Annotated in this window: 21 protein-coding genes; 9 read left to right on the plus strand and 12 right to left on the minus strand. The window is 64.4% G+C overall.

The window, feature by feature from the left end; all coding sequences use genetic code 11:
• The 3 genes from AC3D25_RS24900 to AC3D25_RS24910 all read left to right on the plus strand — a co-directional run bounded on the left by AC3D25_RS24900 (position 1) and on the right by AC3D25_RS24910 (position 2,141).
• Positions 1–624 carry a chemotaxis protein CheB gene (locus AC3D25_RS24900; protein WP_488891157.1) on the plus strand — a complete coding sequence of 208 codons (624 nt, stop codon included), beginning with the start codon at positions 1–3 and terminating at the stop codon, positions 622–624.
• Positions 621–1,766 (plus strand): hybrid sensor histidine kinase/response regulator, encoded by a 1,146-nt coding sequence (locus AC3D25_RS24905; RefSeq protein WP_488891158.1) that lies wholly within the window; start codon positions 621–623, stop codon positions 1,764–1,766. Before AC3D25_RS24900 ends, AC3D25_RS24905 begins: the two co-directional genes overlap by 4 nt.
• Before the next feature lie 78 nt (positions 1,767–1,844).
• On the plus strand, positions 1,845–2,141 hold the full coding sequence (locus AC3D25_RS24910) for an acylphosphatase (protein ID WP_488891159.1): 297 nt from the start codon (positions 1,845–1,847) through the stop codon (positions 2,139–2,141).
• A 28-nt stretch (positions 2,142–2,169) separates the two neighbouring features.
• On the opposite strand, the gene egtD is transcribed toward AC3D25_RS24910, so the two are convergent.
• Positions 2,170–3,138, minus strand: coding sequence for an L-histidine N(alpha)-methyltransferase (egtD, locus tag AC3D25_RS24915; RefSeq protein ID WP_488891160.1), 969 nt, complete (start codon positions 3,136–3,138; stop codon positions 2,170–2,172).
• A 315-nt stretch (positions 3,139–3,453) separates the two neighbouring features.
• Here egtD and rarD point away from each other — a divergent pair, with 315 nt between their 5' ends.
• Complete coding sequence (gene rarD, locus AC3D25_RS24920) at positions 3,454–4,395, plus strand: EamA family transporter RarD (RefSeq protein ID WP_488891161.1); 942 nt, start codon at positions 3,454–3,456, stop codon at positions 4,393–4,395.
• 122 nt (positions 4,396–4,517) lie between these two features.
• On the opposite strand, the gene AC3D25_RS24925 is transcribed toward rarD, so the two are convergent.
• Complete coding sequence (locus AC3D25_RS24925; RefSeq protein WP_488891162.1) at positions 4,518–5,057, minus strand: Mpo1 family 2-hydroxy fatty acid dioxygenase; 540 nt, start codon at positions 5,055–5,057, stop codon at positions 4,518–4,520.
• Between the two features lie 157 nt (positions 5,058–5,214).
• On the minus strand, positions 5,215–5,703 hold the full coding sequence (locus AC3D25_RS24930) for a hypothetical protein (RefSeq protein ID WP_488891163.1): 489 nt from the start codon (positions 5,701–5,703) through the stop codon (positions 5,215–5,217).
• Between the two features lie 341 nt (positions 5,704–6,044).
• Here AC3D25_RS24930 and AC3D25_RS24935 point away from each other — a divergent pair, with 341 nt between their 5' ends.
• Both AC3D25_RS24935 and AC3D25_RS24940 read left to right on the plus strand, forming a co-directional pair.
• Positions 6,045–6,503: a hypothetical protein gene (locus AC3D25_RS24935; RefSeq protein WP_488891164.1), complete on the plus strand. Its 459-nt coding sequence runs from the start codon at positions 6,045–6,047 to the stop codon at positions 6,501–6,503.
• Positions 6,504–6,524: 21 nt separating this feature from the next.
• On the plus strand, positions 6,525–7,055 hold the full coding sequence (locus AC3D25_RS24940) for a hypothetical protein (protein ID WP_488892146.1): 531 nt from the start codon (positions 6,525–6,527) through the stop codon (positions 7,053–7,055).
• Positions 7,056–7,177: 122 nt separating this feature from the next.
• Here AC3D25_RS24940 and AC3D25_RS24945 read toward each other — a convergent pair whose 3' ends face one another.
• Genes AC3D25_RS24945 through AC3D25_RS24955 form a run of 3 tightly spaced genes read right to left on the minus strand, consistent with a single transcriptional unit; the run spans position 7,178 to position 10,176 of the window.
• Positions 7,178–8,065, minus strand: a complete 888-nt coding sequence (locus AC3D25_RS24945; RefSeq protein ID WP_488891165.1) for a tyrosine-protein phosphatase — start codon at positions 8,063–8,065, stop codon at positions 7,178–7,180.
• A 30-nt stretch (positions 8,066–8,095) separates the two neighbouring features.
• Positions 8,096–9,439, minus strand: a complete 1,344-nt coding sequence (locus AC3D25_RS24950; RefSeq protein WP_488891166.1) for an ATP-binding protein — start codon at positions 9,437–9,439, stop codon at positions 8,096–8,098.
• Positions 9,436–10,176 carry a response regulator gene (locus AC3D25_RS24955; RefSeq protein ID WP_488891167.1) on the minus strand — a complete coding sequence of 247 codons (741 nt, stop codon included), beginning with the start codon at positions 10,174–10,176 and terminating at the stop codon, positions 9,436–9,438. Before AC3D25_RS24955 ends, AC3D25_RS24950 begins: the two co-directional genes overlap by 4 nt.
• A gap of 269 nt (positions 10,177–10,445) precedes the next feature.
• Between AC3D25_RS24955 and AC3D25_RS24960 the strand changes: the two genes are divergently transcribed.
• Positions 10,446–11,183 (plus strand): response regulator, encoded by a 738-nt coding sequence (locus tag AC3D25_RS24960; protein ID WP_488891168.1) that lies wholly within the window; start codon positions 10,446–10,448, stop codon positions 11,181–11,183.
• 144 nt (positions 11,184–11,327) lie between these two features.
• Here the strand turns inward: AC3D25_RS24960 and AC3D25_RS24965 are convergent, their stop codons facing one another.
• The 4 genes from AC3D25_RS24965 to AC3D25_RS24980 form a co-directional block, all read right to left on the minus strand.
• Positions 11,328–11,954, minus strand: a complete 627-nt coding sequence (locus AC3D25_RS24965; RefSeq protein WP_488891169.1) for a flagellar basal body L-ring protein FlgH — start codon at positions 11,952–11,954, stop codon at positions 11,328–11,330.
• Positions 11,955–12,148: 194 nt separating this feature from the next.
• A complete protein-coding gene (locus AC3D25_RS24970) occupies positions 12,149–12,778 on the minus strand; it encodes a hypothetical protein (RefSeq protein ID WP_488891170.1) in 630 nt (209 codons plus the stop codon).
• Between the two features lie 74 nt (positions 12,779–12,852).
• Entirely contained in the window at positions 12,853–13,068 is a 216-nt protein-coding gene (locus AC3D25_RS24975; protein ID WP_488891171.1) for a DUF6726 family protein, read from the minus strand.
• A 7-nt stretch (positions 13,069–13,075) separates the two neighbouring features.
• Positions 13,076–13,261 carry a hypothetical protein gene (locus tag AC3D25_RS24980; protein ID WP_488891172.1) on the minus strand — a complete coding sequence of 62 codons (186 nt, stop codon included), beginning with the start codon at positions 13,259–13,261 and terminating at the stop codon, positions 13,076–13,078.
• A 252-nt stretch (positions 13,262–13,513) separates the two neighbouring features.
• Between AC3D25_RS24980 and AC3D25_RS24985 the strand changes: the two genes are divergently transcribed.
• Positions 13,514–13,807, plus strand: coding sequence for a hypothetical protein (locus AC3D25_RS24985; RefSeq protein ID WP_488891173.1), 294 nt, complete (start codon positions 13,514–13,516; stop codon positions 13,805–13,807).
• Positions 13,808–13,874: 67 nt separating this feature from the next.
• On the opposite strand, the gene AC3D25_RS24990 is transcribed toward AC3D25_RS24985, so the two are convergent.
• Complete coding sequence (locus AC3D25_RS24990) at positions 13,875–16,046, minus strand: malate synthase G (RefSeq protein ID WP_488891174.1); 2,172 nt, start codon at positions 16,044–16,046, stop codon at positions 13,875–13,877.
• 398 nt (positions 16,047–16,444) lie between these two features.
• Between AC3D25_RS24990 and AC3D25_RS24995 the strand changes: the two genes are divergently transcribed.
• Positions 16,445–17,647 carry an ammonium transporter gene (locus AC3D25_RS24995; protein ID WP_488891175.1) on the plus strand — a complete coding sequence of 401 codons (1,203 nt, stop codon included), beginning with the start codon at positions 16,445–16,447 and terminating at the stop codon, positions 17,645–17,647.
• Here the strand turns inward: AC3D25_RS24995 and AC3D25_RS25000 are convergent.
• The gene (locus tag AC3D25_RS25000; protein ID WP_488891176.1) at positions 17,644–17,877 is read right to left on the minus strand and encodes a hypothetical protein; all 234 of its coding nucleotides are present in this window, start codon (positions 17,875–17,877) and stop codon (positions 17,644–17,646) included. The genes AC3D25_RS24995 and AC3D25_RS25000 overlap by 4 nt on opposite strands.
• Positions 17,878–18,016: the final 139 nt, after the last annotated feature.

An 18,016-nucleotide genomic window follows, 5' to 3' on the forward strand; every position in this document is an offset into this window, starting at 1 on the left:
ATGACTGCCACCGTTCCGGATGCTCCATTCGACCCGCGCGCCGTCGAGGCCGTGGTGATCGGTGCGTCGGCGGGCGGCGTGGAAGCGCTGAACCGCTTGTTGCCGGATCTGCCCGCGCAGTTCCGGCCCGCCGTGCTGGTGGTCGTGCATCTGCGTCCGGACGTGCCGAGCCTGCTGCCGGAACTGTTCGCGTCGCGGTGCGCGCTGCCGGTCGTCGAACCTGACGACAAGGACGCGATCCAGCCCGGTACGATCTACCTCGCGCCGCCCGGTTATCACATGCTGGTGGAAGACGACCGCACGATTGCGCTCTCCGTCGATCCACCCGTGCGCTTTTCGCGGCCCTCGGTGGACGTGTTGTTCGAATCCGCGGCGCACGCGTATGGCGGCGCGCTGCTCGGCATTTTGCTGTCGGGCGCGAACGACGACGGCGCGCGCGGTGCGAGCGCGATTCGCGACGCGGGCGGCCATTGCTGGGTGCAGGACCCGAAGACGGCCAGCGCGACGGCCATGCCGCTCGGCGCCATTTCGAACGGCGCCGCGCACGAAATTTTGACGCTCGACGACATGGCGGCGCGCCTCGTCGCCGGCTTTGGACGCGTAGGACAGGAGCCAACACGATGACGCAATCCGTTCACGTTCTGATCGTCGATGACATCCGGAACAACATTACCGCGCTCGAAGCCTCGCTGGCGCGCCCGGATATCACGGTGCTGAAGGCGGAATCCGGCCCGGCGGCGCTCGAATTGCTGCTGACACACGAAGTGGCGCTCGCCATTCTCGATGTGAACATGCCCGGCATGGATGGCTTCGAGCTGGCCGAACTCATGCGCGGCAGCCCGCGAACGGCGCACGTGCCGATCATCTTCCTCACGGCGACCGCGCAGGACACCGGGCGCACGTTTCGCGGCTACGAAGCGGGCGCGGTGGATTTCCTGTACAAGCCGTTCGACGCGCGCATCCTGAATTCGAAAGTGGACGTGTTCATCCAGATCGACCGGCAGAAGCAGCAACTCGCCACGCAACTCGCGACCGTCCAGCAACTCCTCGACGCCAACGAAATGCTGATGGCCGTGCTCGGCCACGATCTGCGCACGCCGTTGTCGGCGGTGATCGCTTCGTCGGAGTATTTGTCGCGTTTCGTGAAGGACGAGAACGTGGCGAGCATCGGCGCGCGCATCAAGAACAGCGGCATGCGGATGGTGCGGATGGTCGATCAACTGCTCAATCTCGCGCGGCTGCGCGGCGGGCGCGTGACGCTCCAGCCGCGTTCGGTGGAACTGATTTCGCTCGCGCGCAATATCGTCGAGGAATACGAGGCGCGTGTCGGCAAGGGGCGCATCTTCATTTTCCGTGAAGGCGATACCGTGCTTCAGGGCGACGGCGATCTGCTTTCGCAAGTGTTCTCGAATCTGATTGGCAACGCGCTGCAGCACGGACGCGGCGACTCGGCGATTCAGGTGCGGCTCGACGGGCGCGGCGATAACGTCGTCGTCAGCGTGCAGAACGCGGGCGAAATTCCGCCCGAAGTGCTGCCGTCGATCTTCGCGCCGTACCGCTCCGGGCGTCCGCAGCACGAATCGGGCGGACTCGGCCTCGGGCTCTACATCACGCGTGAAATCGCGCAGATGCACGGCGGCGACGTGAAGGTCCGCTCGACGCCCGAACTCGGCACCGTGTTCGACGTGACGCTGCCGCGTCAGCCGCGCGCGACGCGTCCGCGTAACGAATCGGCGGACGTGGCGCAACCGTTTCGTCTGGGCTGAAATCCGGTGTCTCCAACGCAAATGCGCGAGCTTGTCTAGAATTCGGGCCTTGAGCGTAACAATCAGGAGAACCGCCCCATGCCGAGTCCCGATCTGGATTCAAGAATCGAAACGTATTACGTGCGGGTGAAAGGCGTCGTGCAGGGCGTCGGCTTTCGCCACGCGACCGTGCGCCGCGCGCATGCACTCGGCGTGCGCGGCTGGGTCGCGAATCTGGAGGACGGTTCCGTCGAGGCGATCATTCAGGGGCCGGCCAACCAGGTCGATCTGATGCTCGAATGGCTGCGGCGCGGCCCGCCGCACGCGCGCGTGACGGATCTGACAAGCGAGGAACGCTATATCGAAAAGCGTTTCGAGCGCTTCGAACAGCACTGAGCGCTCGCCGCTCCTTCAGAAAACGCGCTCAGCGCGCGACCAGCAGGCTTTCCGCAAATCCCCATTCGTCGTCCACCCACTGATGCGCGCAGTCGAAGCCCGCGTCCGCGGCGAACGGCGCGACTTCGTCGGCGGCGAATTTGTGGCTGCTTTCGGTCCAGATCGTTTCGCCTTCCAGCAAGCTGACCTGCAGGTTCGCGGCGCGCACGGTTGCCGTGACGGGACGCTTCGCGCGCAAATGCATCTCGATACTGCGCGCGTCCGGATTGAAACGCGCGACGTGCTCGAAGGCGTCGAGCGGAAAATCGGCGTCCAGTTCGCGATTGATCCGCGCGAGCAGATTCAGGTTGAACGCGGCTGTCACGCCGATCGGGTCGTCGTACGCGGCGACTAAAGTCGGCAGCGGTTTCATCAGATCGGTGCCGAGCAGCAGCGCGTCGCCGGGCTTGAGCATGCCGCGTATCGACTGAAGAAACTTGGTGGCCGCGAGGCGCGAAAAATTGCCGATCGTGCTGCCGAGAAACAGCACGAGCAGCGCTTCCGAACCGCGCCGACGCGCGCTGACTTCGGCCAGTCCCGCCAGATAATCGCGTTCGTAGCCGAGGATCGAAATGCGCTCGATGTCGCCGAGTTCGCGACGGCACAACTGCAGCGCGGTGCGCGAAATTTCAATCGGGCAATAATCGGTAGGGCGCTTTTTACAAAGCAACTCCAGAATGCGGCGCGTCTTGCGGCCGCTGCCACTGCCGAGTTCCGCGACGGTCACGTCCTGCGGCAACGCGGCGACGATATCGGCGGCGTGCGCGGCAAGCACGCGTTCCTCGGCACGCGTGACGCCGTATTCCGGCAGCGCGGTGATGACTTCGAAGAGCGCCGATCCGACCTCGTCGTAGAGGTACATCGACGGCAATTCCTTTTGTGGCGCGTGTGTGAGTCCTGCAACGACAGCTTCGGCAAACGGGTTGGAGGGGCGGGGCGACAACGCGGGCTGGACCATGACGTCTCCGTTTTCGCCGCGTCTTGTCGTCCGGTGCGGATGCGACGCGGCTGGTGAAATGACGCGGGTCGCTGCCTTTTGCGAAGGCGGCGGCGCGTCGAAAGTGCGGCGTTCCTGAATACGAATTGGCGGATACGCCCCAAAAAGAACCAGCGGTGAAGCAAGAACCGCGCGCGGGCGGCTTACAACATGCTGCAAGGCGATTGCGGCAGGCGTGTGTCGCACGCCTCGTCGCCATGGGCGAAGTGGTTAAAATGGCGGTCTTTCCGGCGGTTCGGATCACGCGGTGACTTAAGGCGCGGCAGCGCTTCTTCGATGAATCAACACGATATTGGGCGCGGACTCGCATTGTCGGTCGGCGCGTCCACGCTGTTCGCACTTTTGTCCGGTTATACGCGATGGCTCGCGCCGCTCGACGGACTCGAAATCTTCGGCTGGCGGATCGTGTGGACGCTGCCGGGCGCGCTGTTGCTGGTCGCGGTGCGCGGACGCTGGCCGCGTCTGATCGCGCTGCTGCAGCGGCTCGCGCGCGAACCGCGCTTGCTTGCCGCACTCTCGCTGGTCGCGGCGCAACTGGCCGTGCAACTGTGGATTTTCCTCTGGGCGCCCTTGCACGGCCACGCGCTCGACGTCTCGCTCGGCTATTTTCTCTTGCCGCTCATCATGGTGCTGGTCGGCCGGTTTTATTATCGCGAGCCGCTCGACGGTTATCAGTGGGCAGGCGTCGCGTTTGCCGCCGCCGGCGTGGCGCACGAACTATTGGCGACGCGCGCGTTTTCATGGCCGACGCTCGTCGTCGCGCTCGGTTATCCGCCGTATTTCATGATGCGACGCCGCCTGAATCTCGATCCGCTCGTCTCGTTCGCGGTCGAAATGATGCTGATCGTGCCGTTTGCCGTCGCGCTCCTGGTTGCGCGCGGTTCGTTCGCGGTGGTGGCCGCGCGACCGATGCTCGCCGCGCTGCTGTTGCCCGGTCTGGGCGCGCTGAGCACGATTGCGCTGGCGTCGTATCTGCGTTCGAGCCGTTATCTGCCGATGGCGCTGTTCGGCATCCTCGGCTATGTCGAACCGGTGCTGCTCGTCGCGGTCGCGGTGTTCCTGCTGAAGGAACCGTTCTCGATCCAGCAACTGGGGACTTACGTGCCGATCTGGATCGCGGTCGTGCTCACGGGTATTCATAGCGTCGGCGCGTTGCGCGCGGAGCGTTCGCGGCGGAGGATGCCGCCGACCGCTCAGGTGGAAGCCGGCAACGGCTAAGCGCGGCTGGCTAGGCGCGGCTGGCTAAGCGCGGCTGGCTAAGCGCGGCTGGCTAGGCGCCCCCGGCTAAGCGCGGCTGGCTAAGCGCGGCCGGCTAGGCGCCCCCGGCTAGGCGCCCGCGGCTAGGCGCGACGATGCGCGGAGGATTCGCCAAAGGCATCGTTCACGAGCCGCGCTTCGATCGTATCGCGCAACGCTTGCCGCAATCCGAAGCCGAACGCCAGTTCGGCGAGCACGAAGAGCGGGCCGATCACGAGTCCCGTGAGGTCATCGACGAACGCCGGTTTGCGATGTTCATAGCGAATGTGGCCGATGAACTGAAACACCCAGCCGATCACGAATAGCCCCACGCCGAGCGCGAGCCATAGCGGTGTCGGCTGCGCCGCGGCCCATTGTCCGAACGCGATGCAGAGCGCGGAAAACAGCGCCATGCCGAGGCCGAGCGGCACATCGAGCGTCAGATAATAGAGCGTCGCGGCGGCGAACAATACCCACGCGGGCGACCACGCCGCGCCGTTCGCGCCGAGCGGCCACACCGGGCGGCTCAGCAGCGCGGCGAGCGCAAGCACGATAAGCGGAATGCCGACAAAATGCGTCGCGATATTGCGCCGGTCGCGGTGATACGCGGCGTACTGCGTGAGCTGATCGGCGAGCGTGCGCATCGGTGTCTCCTTATCGTTTCAGCGATCATAAACCGGCGCGCCGGACACGCCTTAGAGGAGACGCTCGGGCATAAAAAAGGGCGAGTCCGAAGACTCGCCCTGGTGCAACGCACCGTTACCGGTGCGCGATGCGGTCGTGCTGCGCTTTATCTGCGTATTACTTCTTGGCAGCGTCGATCTTCGCATCGGCGGCCGTCTTGTTGGCATCGCCCTGAGCCTCGACCTTTTCCTTGTCGGCCTTGGCCTGCGCGACGGAGGCATCCTGACTTGCGTCGTGCTTCTTCTTGTCGGCCTTCGCCTGAGCGTCGTGCTTCTTCTTGTTGGCCTTCGTCTGCGCCTTGGCGGCGTCGGCGCGTGCATCCGACGCTTCATCGGCGGTGGTGGCTTTCGACACCTTCGCGGCTTCCTTGTTGGCGTCCGCTTGCGCGTCGGCCTTGTCGGCGTTGGCCGAAGCCTGCGCCTTGTTCGCGTCCTGCTGGGCGCTGGCCTTCTTCTTGTTGGCCTTGACCTGTGCTTCGTTCTTTTCCTGGTTTGCCTTCAACTGAGCATGGCCGGTTTCCGTGGTGGCCGACGCGGGCGCGGCGACCTGCGCGAACGCGGTCGAAACGAGCATGGCGGAAGCGAGAGCGGCGACGATTTTCTTCATGGTTTTAACTCCTTTGAAAGTGCACCCGGTTTGCATCAGTGCTGCTCATAACAACGGGGTCGCGCTGACCGCGGTTGACCTTTATTGACCTTTCTCTGGTGACAAACGGTAAGCAAGCGCGACCAATTGAAACCGGATCTGCATGAATTACTGAGCGTCCTCTAACGACCGATAACAATTGGAAAGGAGTTACCGAGTTCGCGCTGTATTTGCGGTTTTAGCGAAGCGGCGCATGACCGACGATGACGTCACGCAATCGAACCGGCACGCGGCAACCGTGCTCGACGAATGCGCGATTCACATCTCGGCCATCCTTCGCCACTCTCCGGATTTCAAGCACCATGCAAGCCGCCATTCGACTCTCCTTCTCCACGCGCTGGACGCGCACGTTCGCCACGTTCGCGCTGTGCGCGTCGCTCGCGCCGACCTATGTATTCGCCGCCGATCTGCCCGACGTCTGCGGCGCGCTCAAGCACATCATCGCGACGCCGAACTTCACGACGCTGCGCGCACAACCGGCGATGCTGCCGCCCGGCGCGCCGGGTCAGGGCGAATGCCGCGCGAGCCAGCACAGCTACGATTGCCACTGGAAAGCGCATTGGGAAGCGGACGGCGTGGTCGCCGATCCGCTGCAGGAACTCGGCGCGGATATCGCGTCGTGCTTCCCCGATGTCGTGCACGACGTGAACACGGCGAACCGCCAGCACTTTGTCGTGCGCGGCGACGAGGCGCATGGCCGCGTGAGCGTCAGCGCGAGCGTCGACGGCCCGAGCGCGCTGCGTCTGCGCATCGTTCGCTAACCCGCCGCCCAACGAGCGATGATGACGCGCACCCTCGCCGCCGCCGCACTGGCCGCCTTATGCTCGGCGACCCTCTCGGGCTGCGCGTGGACGCTGATCTCGGCGGCCGACGCCGCCGGGTCGCTCGTGCAGGCGGGCTATACGGTGGCCGCCAACTATTCGTCGCCGACCTACGTCACCGGCGAGCCGGTCGCGCTGCGCACCGTATGTATCGAGTTGAATCAGACGGTCGCGACCGGCGACTTCGTGCCCGCGCTGCAGATTGCCTTGCATAAGCGCGGCGTGAATTCGATGGTGTACAACCCGGGCACGTCGCCGCCGGGTTGCGAGGCGCTGTTGAGCTACGCCGCGACGACCGACTGGGATCACCGGTCGTTCAGCGACGAATGGACCGCCTACATTTCCGCGATCAATCTGACGCTCTTGCAGCGCGGGCGCGTGCTCGTCACGGCGCGTTACGAGACGCACGGCCTGAACGTGGATCGCTTTTCGAGCGCGAGCCAGAAGGTGAGCGCGCTGATCGACAAGATGGTCGTGGCGCAGGTCGATTGACGAAGCGCCTTACGCTCACTTACGACTGACCCTTACCCCGCGCGCACGATGCTAAGGTGCGCGGGCAGTTAGATGTTTATCCCTCTTGGGCTTGCCTGGTTCCACCTGGGCAAGCCTTTTTTTCATGCTACGAGTTTGGCGCGCAGGATCGCGACGGCCGTTGGATCGACGCTCAGACCTTCGCTCAGGTAATTGTCGAGCGTGCCGAAGCTCTGCTGTATCTGATCGAATGCGGCTTGCAGCGTGCTGGCTTCCGCCCGATACAGCGGCGCGGCGTTCGCGGCGGCTGTTGGTCCGCTACGGCGTGCAATCGCGTCGATCCGTGCCTGAATCGACGCACTCGCGTAAAGGTTCGTGAGCAGATAGTCCTGCATGATGACGTCCACCGGAACGCCCGCGATGGCGAGCAGGAGCGCCGCCGCCCAGCCCGTGCGGTCGCGGCCGGTCGCACCGTGAAAGATCTGCGGACCGGGCGTCGTGGCGAGCTTCGTGAGCAGAACGCCGAAACGGGCGCGCGCGACCGGATCGACGATCATGCGGCGCTCCTCGTTCGCCATCCACGTGCTCGCGGCGTCGCTGCTCGACGGTACAGGCACGGTGACGTCGATGGGCGCGATATCGAGAATCTGCTTCGACGCATTCTTCGGCACGCGATCCTGCGCAAAGGCCGCCTCGCTGACCGTGCGCAGGTCGTACACGGCGCGGATGCCGAGCTGGTCGAGCGTCGCGGCATCGTGGTCGTCGGCGGTGAGCGCGCCCGAGCGATAGAAGACGCCGCGACGCAGACGTTTGCCGTCCGCGGTCGGATAGCCGTCGCCGACACCGGCGACATCGCGGAAATTTTCGACCGATGCAAGGCGCGCGGTGGCGGCGACGTCGTTGTTATCGGTCGAGCCCCCGCACGCGCTCAGCAAGTTCGTGCCAAAGCCGGAAAAGAGGACGGCGCGCGCGCTGCCGTGCAGGAAGGCGCGGCGCGAAAGGGGCGCGCTGAAGGAAGAATGAGCAAGCATCGTGAAGATCGTTGTTATTGGTATGGTCGGTCACGCCGGAAGCGCGACGCTTGCCGTCGCGTTCGATGCCGAATGAGCTTGCCGTTCCTTATGAACGGGAATCGCGATACGCACGTTGAGGCCGCCGCCGGCCGCGTTCGTGACTTCACAGCGGCCGCCTGAATCGCGCGCGAGGCGCGCGACGATTGCCAGGCCGAGACCGCAATGGCCGTCGCCGCTACGCGCCGGATCGAGGCGCACGAACGGCTTCATGGCTTCTTCGATACGCTCGGGCGCGATGCCCGGACCGTGATCGCGCACATCGAGCAGCCACTCGCCGCCGTGCTTTGACGTGCGAATCTCCACGGGCGCTTCGCCATGTTCGAGCGCGTTATCGACGAGGTTCGTCGCGAGCCGGTCGATCAACGTGCGCGGCAACTGGAAGCCGTCGCCCGCGTCGAGGGCGAGCGAGAAGAGCGGCATGTCGCTGTCGTCGGGCAGGGAAAACTGCGCCGCGAGAAACGCGTCCACGCCGGTCGATGCACCTTGCGACGGCGCGCTCGCCGCGAATTCCAGGAACTGCTGCACGATATGCGTGAGCGAGTCGATATCGCGGATGAAATTGTTGCGCTCGGCGTCCTCTTCCACCAGCACGCTTGCACGCAATTTGAGGCGCGTGAGCGGCGCTTTCAGGTCGTGCGCGATGCCCGCGAGCATCACGGCTTTTTCGTCGTCTGCGTCGCTGATCCGCCGCATCATCTGATTGAACGCGCGGATCAGGTCGCGCAACTCGCTCGGCCCGCTTTCGGCGACCGGCACGGGCCGCTCGCCATCGCCGAATTCGCGCGCCTTCTGCGCCACGCGCGAAAGCGGACGCTGCAACTGCCACGCGGCGACGAGCGACAGCAGCAACGCGCCGACCAGCATCGCCGCCGATTCCACCACCACGGGCGGCGGCGGCGGCAGATCGACCGGCGTCACGATCCAGTTATTGCTCGTCGGATAGCGCACCCAGATACGCGGCGCGCGGTTCGCGTCCTGATCGACGGCGAGCTGCGTGCCGGGCGGCAATTCGTTCTTCAACTGCTTCGCGAGATGCGCGAGCGGCGTGCGCGATGGACTGCGCAACTCGATACTCGCGGGCATGTTCCAGATGGGCACGAGATGCACGCGCATGGCGGGCGCGAGGCGCGCGCCATGCGTCGCGTCGCTGTTGGCGGCTTCGAGCACGAGCAGGAGACCGCGCGCGTAGCCCTCGGCGTCGTGGTGCGGCCGCTGGATCGTCAAGACCGCGAACCAGCCGGCCTGCACGGCGAACAGCACGACGAGCGAAATCAGCGCTGTGCGGCCGAACAGCGTGTTGAACGGATTGCGCCAGCCTTTTCGAACGGTCATGGCTGAGCGGACGAATCGGGGTCGATGATCGCCGCGTCGGTGTCCGGCACGAAGACATAGCCCTGACCGCGCACGGTTTGAACGTGACGCGGATTCGACGGATCTTCCTCGATGATGCGGCGCAGACGCCAGATCGGCACGTCGAGACTGCGGTCGCGGAACGCGAGGTCGTCGCGATGCACGAGATCGTGGATCAGCACGCGCGATAACACCTTGTATGGGTGCTTGACGAACACCTTGAGCAGCGCGAATTCGCTGTCGCGCAGCGGCACGCGTTCGTCGCCGCTGATGAGCGCGCGCGTCATGAAGTCGAGTTCGAAGCGGCCGAAGCGCTGACGCGCGCGCGCTTCCGGACGGCCGTTAGCGACGGGTGCGCGGCGGCGCAGCACGGTGTCGATGCGAGCGACGAGTTCGCGCGGATCGAACGGCTTCGCGAGGTAATCGTCCGCGCCCGATTCGAGGCCGGTGACTTTATCCGTGATGCTGCCGCACGCCGTCACGAAGATCACCGGGATGTCGTCGCCCGCCGCGCGCAGTTGCGCGAGCGCGCGAAGGCCGTCGGTGTCGGGCATCATGATGTCGAGCACGACGATCGACGGCCGTTCGAGTTCGAGACGGCGGCGCAGGCCGCTGCCGTCGTGAAGCACGGACACATCGAAGCCACGGTTGCGGAGAAAGCGGCAGAGCAGATCGCGCACCACCGGATCGTCATCGACGATCAGCACTGAAGTAGTCATCTCGAAATTTTAGTCGTGCATCTCGAAATTGACTTCGTGAAATCGGGCCTTGCCGGTTACTGTTTCTTACCAGGTGTTTGCCGCAAACCTTTGGCGGTGCGAACCGGAAATATCCGGGAAGCCTTATTTTACGGGGCCGTTGGCGTCACGATTAAACGTTTGGTGCAAAAACTACCGGTTCGAATGCGTGTTCGCGGTGCGCGTCCGTGAAAGATTCGGAAAGGCTTGGGTGTCGCGAAAACACGCCGCCGCGTCTTAAAATAAATCGCATGACTCATCATGTTCTTATCGTCGACGACGACCCCGTAGTGCGCGACCTTGTTCGCGAATATCTCCAGAGCCACGGTTTCGCGGTGTCCGTGCTGCATGACGGCGCGAGCCTGAAGCGGCGGCTGGATGCCGAACGGCCTTCCATCATCGTGCTCGACGTGATGATGCCCGAGCAGGACGGCATCAGCGCGCTGCGCGAATTGCGCGGCACGGGCGACGACATTCCCGTGATCTTCCTGACCGCGCGTTCGGATGTGATCGACCGCGTGATCGGGCTTGAGCTTGGCGCGGACGATTATCTGGCGAAGCCGTTCGATCCGCGCGAGCTGGTGGCGCGAATCCGCACGGTGCTGCGTCGGCGGGATGCCGCCGTGCCGGGCGCGCCGGAAAATCGGCCGCCTTACCGTTTCGGTCCATTCGAAGTGGATTTCGCCGCGCGCGAGTTGCGGCGTCATGGCGAGCGTGTGCCACTGCGGTCTGGTGAATTCGCTACGCTCAAGATTTTCGTCAAGCACGAGATGACGGTGCTGACGCGTTCGCAATTGAACGAGAAGCTGCGCGGGCAATCGGGTACGTATCGCGACCGGAGCCTGGATGTATCGATCTGGCGTTTGCGGCGGTTGCTCGAGACCGATCCTTCGGAGCCGCGGTATGTGCAGACTGTCTGGGGGCAGGGATATATTTTTGTCCCGCAAGGGGAGACTGGGGCGGCAGAGCGGGCCGTGAAACGAACGTAGGTTTTGGTTTTGCTGGCGCGCCTTAGCTTTGGTCTCTTGGGCGCAAACAAACAAAGCACAGGCGCCAGCAAAACCAGACCTCGCGCAAATTCCCACGAAGCGCCAAGCCAACCAAATCAACCCTCCCCGCGTGCAACCCCAAACCTAAAAAGTCAGTACGCTCATAAACAGCCGCTGCAACCACCCCATCGTCGTGGAATCGGCGAGCATCCCCACCCCGGCCTGTTCGATCCGTGCATTCGCCACCTTGCTCGAAGGCACATAATTCCCCGCTTCGATATCCTTCGGATTCACGATACCCGAAAGCCGCAAGTGGTCCTGATTCCCGTTCATCGCGATAATCTTGTCGCCCGCAATCACGAGATTGCCCGTCGGCAATGTACCTATTACCGATACAGCCAGCGTTCCCGTCATGCCGCTCACGTTCTTGATCGACCCGTCGCCCTTGAAGGTCGTGCTCGCCGTGCCGAGGTTGAAGAGACGCGCGAGCCGTGCCGCCGTGCCGGTGGATTTGTCGGCGGCTTCCGCGCTGATTTCGCTCGATCGGCTCGCGGCGGCGTCGGCCGTATTGCTCCCCTGATACGACTCCGCGAGCCGAATGGTCAGGACGTCGCCCACGCGCTGCGCACGCGGCGTTTCGTAGAGCGAAAGTGCGTTGCCCGACTGAAAGATCGAGCCCTGCGTATTGACGTTGACCGGCTGCGAGACGACCGGCGCGACGGTCGGCATTTCGACGATTGAGCGGTCCGTCGGCGATGAACAAGCGCTCATCAAAAACGCTGTCGCAAGCGCGGAAAGGGTGAGAGGCGATGCAGTGCGGCGGGTCATGTCGGTACACGTATCCAAAGGGTCGATGATTCAGGATAGGGCGCAACACTCGAAGCCGATCGCTCGATGAAACTCGCGCTTTTGCAGGTCTTTACGCGCGCTTGCTACGTATTTCTAATTGTTTCCCCGGGTCGATCTTATTTCGCGCTCGCTTGGGTCGTGGCGGTCTCGCGTTTAAGATAAGCCTCGGCCGATTTCAGCCGATACGTCACGCTGCCGGTAGCCGAAGTGTCGTCGGTGTCGAGTGTGATCGAGCTGACGCCGTTGTCCCACACCCGCGTCGAGCCGCTCGCCGCGCGATGCGTGCGGCCCGCGCCATAGCGGGACTTCAGGGCCTCGGCGAGATCCGCCGCGACCCGCGCATCCATCACGAACGACATGCGGTAGAGGCGCGGCGAAGTATCGCCCGGCAGCGCGACAAAACTCAGCACATGATCGCGCGCGGGCGCGCCATCGACCACCGCTTGCGACGCACGCCAGCCGAACACATCGCGATACGCCCAGCGGCACGCGATGGTCATGCTTTGCGCGGATTTCAGCGTCATGCCGAGCGCGGCGGATTCGGCATCGGTATCGCAAATCGCCACGCTTTCGGGCGGCGTCGCGCGCGCGGGTTCGCGTCGACGGAAATCGTCGAGCGCGATGCCGAGCGGCAAGCCGCGAAATTCGTAGGGTTTGGCGGCGGCCACGCGGTCGTGCGCGGCAACGGGGAAGGTCGCGAGGCACGCGCTCGCGGCGAGCGCGCACGCAACGAAGATGGGTTTCATCGGCGAACGGGATGAGGTGAAAGGCGCGCCATGGCGCGCCGGGTAGACGTTGCGTGAAAAAGCAGACGCAGCGCTCAGTCGATAATCTTCGCGCACGCGTCGAATGGCACCGACGCGGCGTGGCCGACCACGGGAAGAATGCCGATCGTGTCGGAGGCGAGCCGGCACGGCAGCGCGGCGAGCGCGCAACCGTCGAGCGGAAGCACCGCCAGGCCGACGAGCGCGAACGCCGCGACGCGCGCGCCAGCCGCCTTCGCGCGCCGCATCGAGGCAGGTTGGAAGGACGCCATGAGCGGCTTACGCGGTGGTGTCGATAGTGCCGCCGAGCGGCGAACCCGACGGCGCCGCGCCGGGCGCCGCCGGTGCGATGGGTGTCGTGGCGGGCGTCGCGGCAGGCGTCGCCGGCTGGCCGGGCTTGCGCGCGACGGTGTTGATGCGTGGCGTGGTGTTGGTCTGTACGTTGGTCGAGGGGCGGATGTTCATGATGAGTTCAGGTCGCAAAGTTGAGATGTTTCGGCTCGACGACGCGCGGTCTGTCGATGCGAAATGATCGCTTCGGACGCCTCATCGCGAAGGCTCAAGAAGGTCGCGCTTTTCGCCGGTCCTTACCGTGCGTTACGCGGACCTCGATCGTCGTGTTGCGCGATGAAAGAATCGGTGAGGATTGGCGGCTCAAGACGTCGAGCGGCCGCGCCGTTAGACCGTCTGTGATTTCGGATCAGAAGGAGGCGTCCCATGGAGATCGGCAGCGCAACCAACGCCGCCTACCAACCTGCCACGGTGCAGAAACGACCCGCGTCCGCTGAGACTGCGGTGACCGATGAGACAACCGACGACGCGGATTCTTCGCAAACGCAGGCGGCGAGTGACAGCAACACGAACTCATCGGCACTGAAATCGTTTGCTTACGGCACGCTCGGTCTCGAACGTCCGGACCAGCAAGCGACCGAGCAGAACCAGTTCTATAGCGCGGGAAAGTGGGTCGCTGCGGCGGTGACGATCGGCGGGATTATTTCGCTGTTTGTCTAAGCGAGCAGACGTAAAAAAAGCCGTCCGGCATGACGCCGGACGGCTTTGTCGTAGAAAGCGAGCGGTATTACGCTGCTTTCACCGCCAGACGATACTTGTGCAGCAGCGGTTCCGTGTAGCCGCTCGGCTGCTCGCGGCCTTCGAACACGAGCGCGGTCGCGGCCTGATACGCGAGCGAGCCGGCGAAGTTCGGCGCCATCGGCTGATAGTGCGGATCGTTGTCGTTTTGCGCGTCCACGACCTTCGCCATGCGCTCGAACGTCTCCTTCACAAGCTCAGGCGTGACGACGCCGTGGCGCAGCCAGTTCGCGATATGCTGGCTCGAAATGCGCAGCGTCGCGCGGTCTTCCATCAGGCCGACGTCGTGAATGTCCGGCACCTTCGAACAGCCGACGCCCTGATCGATCCACCGCACCACATAGCCGAGAATGCCCTGCACGTTGTTCTCCAGTTCGCTACGGATTTCGTCGGCGCTCCACTCGGCCTTTTCGACCACGGGAATACTCAGCAGGCCGTCGAGCAGTTCGTCGCGCACGCTGGCATAGGCGGTCTTTTCGAGTTCCTTCTGCACGGCGAGCACGTCCACCTGATGGTAATGCAGCGCGTGCAGCGTGGCGGCCGTCGGCGACGGCACCCACGCCGTGTTCGCGCCTGCCTTCGGATGCGCGATCTTCTGCTCCAGCATCGCCGCCATCAAGTCCGGCATCGCCCACATGCCCTTGCCGATCTGCGCGCGTCCGCGCAAGCCCGAGTCGAGCCCGACGAGCACGTTGCTGCGCTCGTAAGCCGCGATCCACTTCGACGACTTCATGTCGCCCTTGCGCATCATCGGACCGGCTTCCATCGCCGAATGCATTTCGTCGCCGGTGCGGTCGAGGAAGCCCGTGTTGATGAACGCGACACGCGCCGTCGCCGCGCCGATACACGCCTGCAGGTTCACGCTGGTGCGCCGTTCTTCGTCCATGATGCCCATCTTCAGCGTGTTCGCGGGCAGGCCGAGCAGCGTTTCCACGCGCCCGAACAACTCGTTGGCGAACGCGACTTCGGCGGGGCCGTGCATCTTCGGCTTAACGATGTAAATCGAGCCGGTGCGCGAATTGAGCTTGCGCTGCAGGTCGTGGATCGCGCCGAGCGTCGTCATCACGGCGTCCAGGATGCCTTCGGGAATCTCGCGGCCGTCGCGGTCGAGCACGGCCGGATTCGTCATCAGATGCCCGACATTGCGGATGAACAGCAGCGAGCGGCCATGCAGCTTCACCGCCGATCCATCCGGCGCCGTGTATTCGCGATCCGCGTTCATGCGGCGCGTGAAGGTCTTGCCGTTCTTCGTGACGTCCTCGGCCAGATCGCCCTTCATCAGGCCGGTCCAGTTGCGGTAGAGCTGCACTTTGTCGGCGGCATCGACGGCGGCGACGGAATCCTCGCAGTCGATAATCGTGCTCACGGCCGCTTCCATCAGGATGTCCTTGACGTGCGCGCTGTCGGTCTTGCCGATCGGATGCGACGCGTCGATCTGAATTTCGAAGTGCAGCCCGTGATGCTTGATGAGCACGGCGGTCGGCGCGGCGGCGTCGCCCTGGAAACCCGCGAATTGCGTCGGATCGGCGAGCGCGGCGTTCCCGCTCGGCAAAGTCACAACCAACTGGCCGCCTTCCACCGCGTAACGCGTCGATCCCGCGTGCGAGCCGGACGCGAGCGGCGCGGCTTGATCGAGGAACGCGCGCGCACGTTCGATCACGCGTTGTCCGCGCACCGGATTGAACGACGCCTGCTTCTCGGCGCCGTCCGTCTCGGGCAAGGCGTCGGTGCCGTACAGCGCGTCGTAGAGGCTGCCCCAGCGCGCGTTGGCGGCGTTGAGTGCATAGCGAAGGTTCGAGAGCGGCACGACGAGCTGCGGGCCGGCCTGCTGCGCGATTTCGGTATCGACGTTCGCGGTCGTCGCGCTCACGCCAGCCGACGCCGGCACGATGTAGCCAATACCTTCCAGGAACGCGCGATACGCGGCCAGATCGCGCACCGGACCCGGATTCGCACGATGCCATGTGTCGAGTTCGGTCTGGAGACGATCGCGCTCGGCGAGCAGCGCGCGGTTCTTCGGCGCGAGGTCGTGGACGAGCGCGTCGAAACCTTGCCAGAACGCCGCGCGATCGACGCCGGTGCCCGGCAGCGCTTCGTTTTCGATGAAGTCGTTCAGGATGGGCGCGACTTGCAACCCGTGTTGTTGGATGAATTGCGACATGAATGGCTCCGGCTGGCTTGGGGCGTGGGCTTTAGAAAATGGCGGTAAAACGGTCGTGGCGGTGTCGGAAAGTACGCCGGTGCAGCGGCGTGCCTCGCGCCAAACTTCGAATACTACGGACTCGACGCACTCGTCGCCACCCTCGGGCGTCGATCCGCGTCTCCTTTCAAATGTCTTTCCGGATGCAAACGACATTCTAAATCGGTGCATTCGCGCCTTATTAGAGTGCGCGCCCGCCATGACGTGGTGCGCGGCGAAAGCCGTCCGCACCGTCGCGAATCGCGGTTCGCACCATCTCAACGCCACGCGGGTAAGGCGCCGCACCGAAAACACGCAGCGACTCCCCGTTTTGGTCCGCTTCTTGCAATATCGGCGATTCCTTTTTTTCGCGGCTCGTCATGCAGGAACTTCAATCCGGAATCAACACACTTTTCCTGCTGCTGGGCGCCGTCATGGTCCTCGCGATGCACGCGGGCTTCGCCTTCCTCGAACTTGGCACCGTGCGGAAAAAGAATCAGGTCAACGCGCTGGTCAAAATTCTTGTCGATTTTTCGGTATCGACGCTCGCGTATTTCTTTATTGGCTATCACCTGGCGTATGGCGTGCAGTTCTTCCACGACGCCGACATTCTCGCCGCGCACAACGGCTATGCGCTCGTCCGCTTCTTCTTTCTGCTGACCTTCGCGGCGGCCATTCCGGCGATCGTGTCGGGCGGGATCGCGGAACGCTCGAAATTCAATCCGCAATTGTTCGCGACGTTTGTGATCGTCGGGTTTATCTATCCGTTGGTGGAAGGCGCGGCGTGGCATGAGCGCTTCGGCATCCAGGGCTGGCTCGCCGCGACTTTCGGCGCGCCGTTCCACGATTTCGCGGGATCGGTCGTCGTACACGCATTCGGCGGATGGATCGCGCTGCCCGCCGTGCTGCTGCTCGGCGCGCGTCATGGCCGCTATTACCGCGACGGCCGGATCGCCGCGCATCCGCCGTCCAACATTCCGTTCCTTGCGCTGGGCGCGTGGGTGCTCGCGGCCGGCTGGTTCGGCTTCAACGTGATGAGCGCGCAGACACTCGACAAAATCAGCGGACTGGTCGCCGTGAATTCGCTGATGGCGATGGTCGGCGGCACGCTCGCCGCGTGGCTCGCCGGGCGCAACGATCCGGGCTTCACGTACAACGGTCCGCTCGCCGGACTCGTCGCGGTATGCGCGGGGTCGGACGTGATGCATCCGCTCGGCGCGCTGATCGCGGGCGCGTTGGCAGGCTTCCTGTTCGTGCAGATGTTCACGCTGGTGCAGAACCGCTGGCGTATCGACGATGTGCTCGGCGTCTGGCCGCTGCACGGCCTGTGCGGCGCGTGGGGCGGCATCGCGGCGGGCATTTTCGGGCAGAAGGCGCTGGGCGGGATCGGCGGCGTGTCGCTCGGCGCGCAGTTGGTCGGCACGGTGAGCGCGATCCTGCTCGCACTCGCGGGCGGCACGGCGGTGTACGGCGCGATCCGGCTCACCGTGGGTTTGCGGCTCGATCAGGAAGACGAGTTCAATGGCGCCGATCTCGCCATTCATCGGATTTCCTCGACGCCCGAGCGCGAAACGGCCGTCTAGCGCGCCTTTTCCGCGCTCCACGCGTCGCACCATTCGATCGCCCACGACCGCGCGCATGCGAGCGCGTCGGATGCGTTGTCGAAGCCGTCGAGATCGCCGGATTCGTGGGTGTCGATCGCATCCTCCGGCGTCTCCGATCCACGCGTGATCCGCGCCTGGGCGTAGAACTGGCCGTCTTCGTCGTGACGAGCACGGCATTCGATGTGATGCGCCTTGTAGTCGAACCGCATTGAATTTCCTTGGTCTGGATGAAGGCGAAAAGCGCCGCATGACACGTTGGGTCGCAGGGTTCGTGCCGCGCCGGCGCGGCGTGCGTTCGATTTGCGCCCCTATAATTTACCGCGCGCCGCCTGGCCCGTCCGTCTGCCG

This window comes from Caballeronia sp. SL1002 (assembly GCF_057814995.1).

Excerpts from the sequence above, each read along its gene's own strand:
- AC3D25_RS24910 (WP_488891159.1), top strand. The coding sequence starts at position 1,845 with ATGCCGAGTCCCGATCTGGATTCAAGAATCGAAACGTATTACGTGCGG.
- AC3D25_RS24995 (WP_488891175.1), top strand. The coding sequence starts at position 16,445 with ATGCAGGAACTTCAATCCGGAATCAACACACTTTTCCTGCTGCTGGGC.
- AC3D25_RS24925 (WP_488891162.1), bottom strand. The coding sequence starts at position 5,057 with ATGCGCACGCTCGCCGATCAGCTCACGCAGTACGCCGCGTATCACCGC.
- AC3D25_RS24990 (WP_488891174.1), bottom strand. The coding sequence starts at position 16,046 with ATGTCGCAATTCATCCAACAACACGGGTTGCAAGTCGCGCCCATCCTG.
- AC3D25_RS24945 (WP_488891165.1), bottom strand. The coding sequence starts at position 8,065 with ATGCTTGCTCATTCTTCCTTCAGCGCGCCCCTTTCGCGCCGCGCCTTC.
- AC3D25_RS24930 (WP_488891163.1), bottom strand. The coding sequence starts at position 5,703 with ATGAAGAAAATCGTCGCCGCTCTCGCTTCCGCCATGCTCGTTTCGACC.
- AC3D25_RS24985 (WP_488891173.1), top strand. The coding sequence starts at position 13,514 with ATGGAGATCGGCAGCGCAACCAACGCCGCCTACCAACCTGCCACGGTG.
- rarD (WP_488891161.1), top strand. The coding sequence starts at position 3,454 with ATGAATCAACACGATATTGGGCGCGGACTCGCATTGTCGGTCGGCGCG.
- AC3D25_RS24900 (WP_488891157.1), top strand. The coding sequence starts at position 1 with ATGACTGCCACCGTTCCGGATGCTCCATTCGACCCGCGCGCCGTCGAG.
- AC3D25_RS24970 (WP_488891170.1), bottom strand. The coding sequence starts at position 12,778 with ATGAAACCCATCTTCGTTGCGTGCGCGCTCGCCGCGAGCGCGTGCCTC.
- AC3D25_RS24950 (WP_488891166.1), bottom strand. The coding sequence starts at position 9,439 with ATGACCGTTCGAAAAGGCTGGCGCAATCCGTTCAACACGCTGTTCGGC.
- AC3D25_RS24960 (WP_488891168.1), top strand. The coding sequence starts at position 10,446 with ATGACTCATCATGTTCTTATCGTCGACGACGACCCCGTAGTGCGCGAC.
- AC3D25_RS24965 (WP_488891169.1), bottom strand. The coding sequence starts at position 11,954 with ATGAGCGCTTGTTCATCGCCGACGGACCGCTCAATCGTCGAAATGCCG.
- AC3D25_RS24905 (WP_488891158.1), top strand. The coding sequence starts at position 621 with ATGACGCAATCCGTTCACGTTCTGATCGTCGATGACATCCGGAACAAC.
- AC3D25_RS24940 (WP_488892146.1), top strand. The coding sequence starts at position 6,525 with ATGACGCGCACCCTCGCCGCCGCCGCACTGGCCGCCTTATGCTCGGCG.
- AC3D25_RS24955 (WP_488891167.1), bottom strand. The coding sequence starts at position 10,176 with ATGACTACTTCAGTGCTGATCGTCGATGACGATCCGGTGGTGCGCGAT.
- AC3D25_RS24980 (WP_488891172.1), bottom strand. The coding sequence starts at position 13,261 with ATGAACATCCGCCCCTCGACCAACGTACAGACCAACACCACGCCACGC.
- AC3D25_RS24935 (WP_488891164.1), top strand. The coding sequence starts at position 6,045 with ATGCAAGCCGCCATTCGACTCTCCTTCTCCACGCGCTGGACGCGCACG.
- AC3D25_RS24975 (WP_488891171.1), bottom strand. The coding sequence starts at position 13,068 with ATGGCGTCCTTCCAACCTGCCTCGATGCGGCGCGCGAAGGCGGCTGGC.
- AC3D25_RS25000 (WP_488891176.1), bottom strand. The coding sequence starts at position 17,877 with ATGCGGTTCGACTACAAGGCGCATCACATCGAATGCCGTGCTCGTCAC.
- egtD (WP_488891160.1), bottom strand. The coding sequence starts at position 3,138 with ATGGTCCAGCCCGCGTTGTCGCCCCGCCCCTCCAACCCGTTTGCCGAA.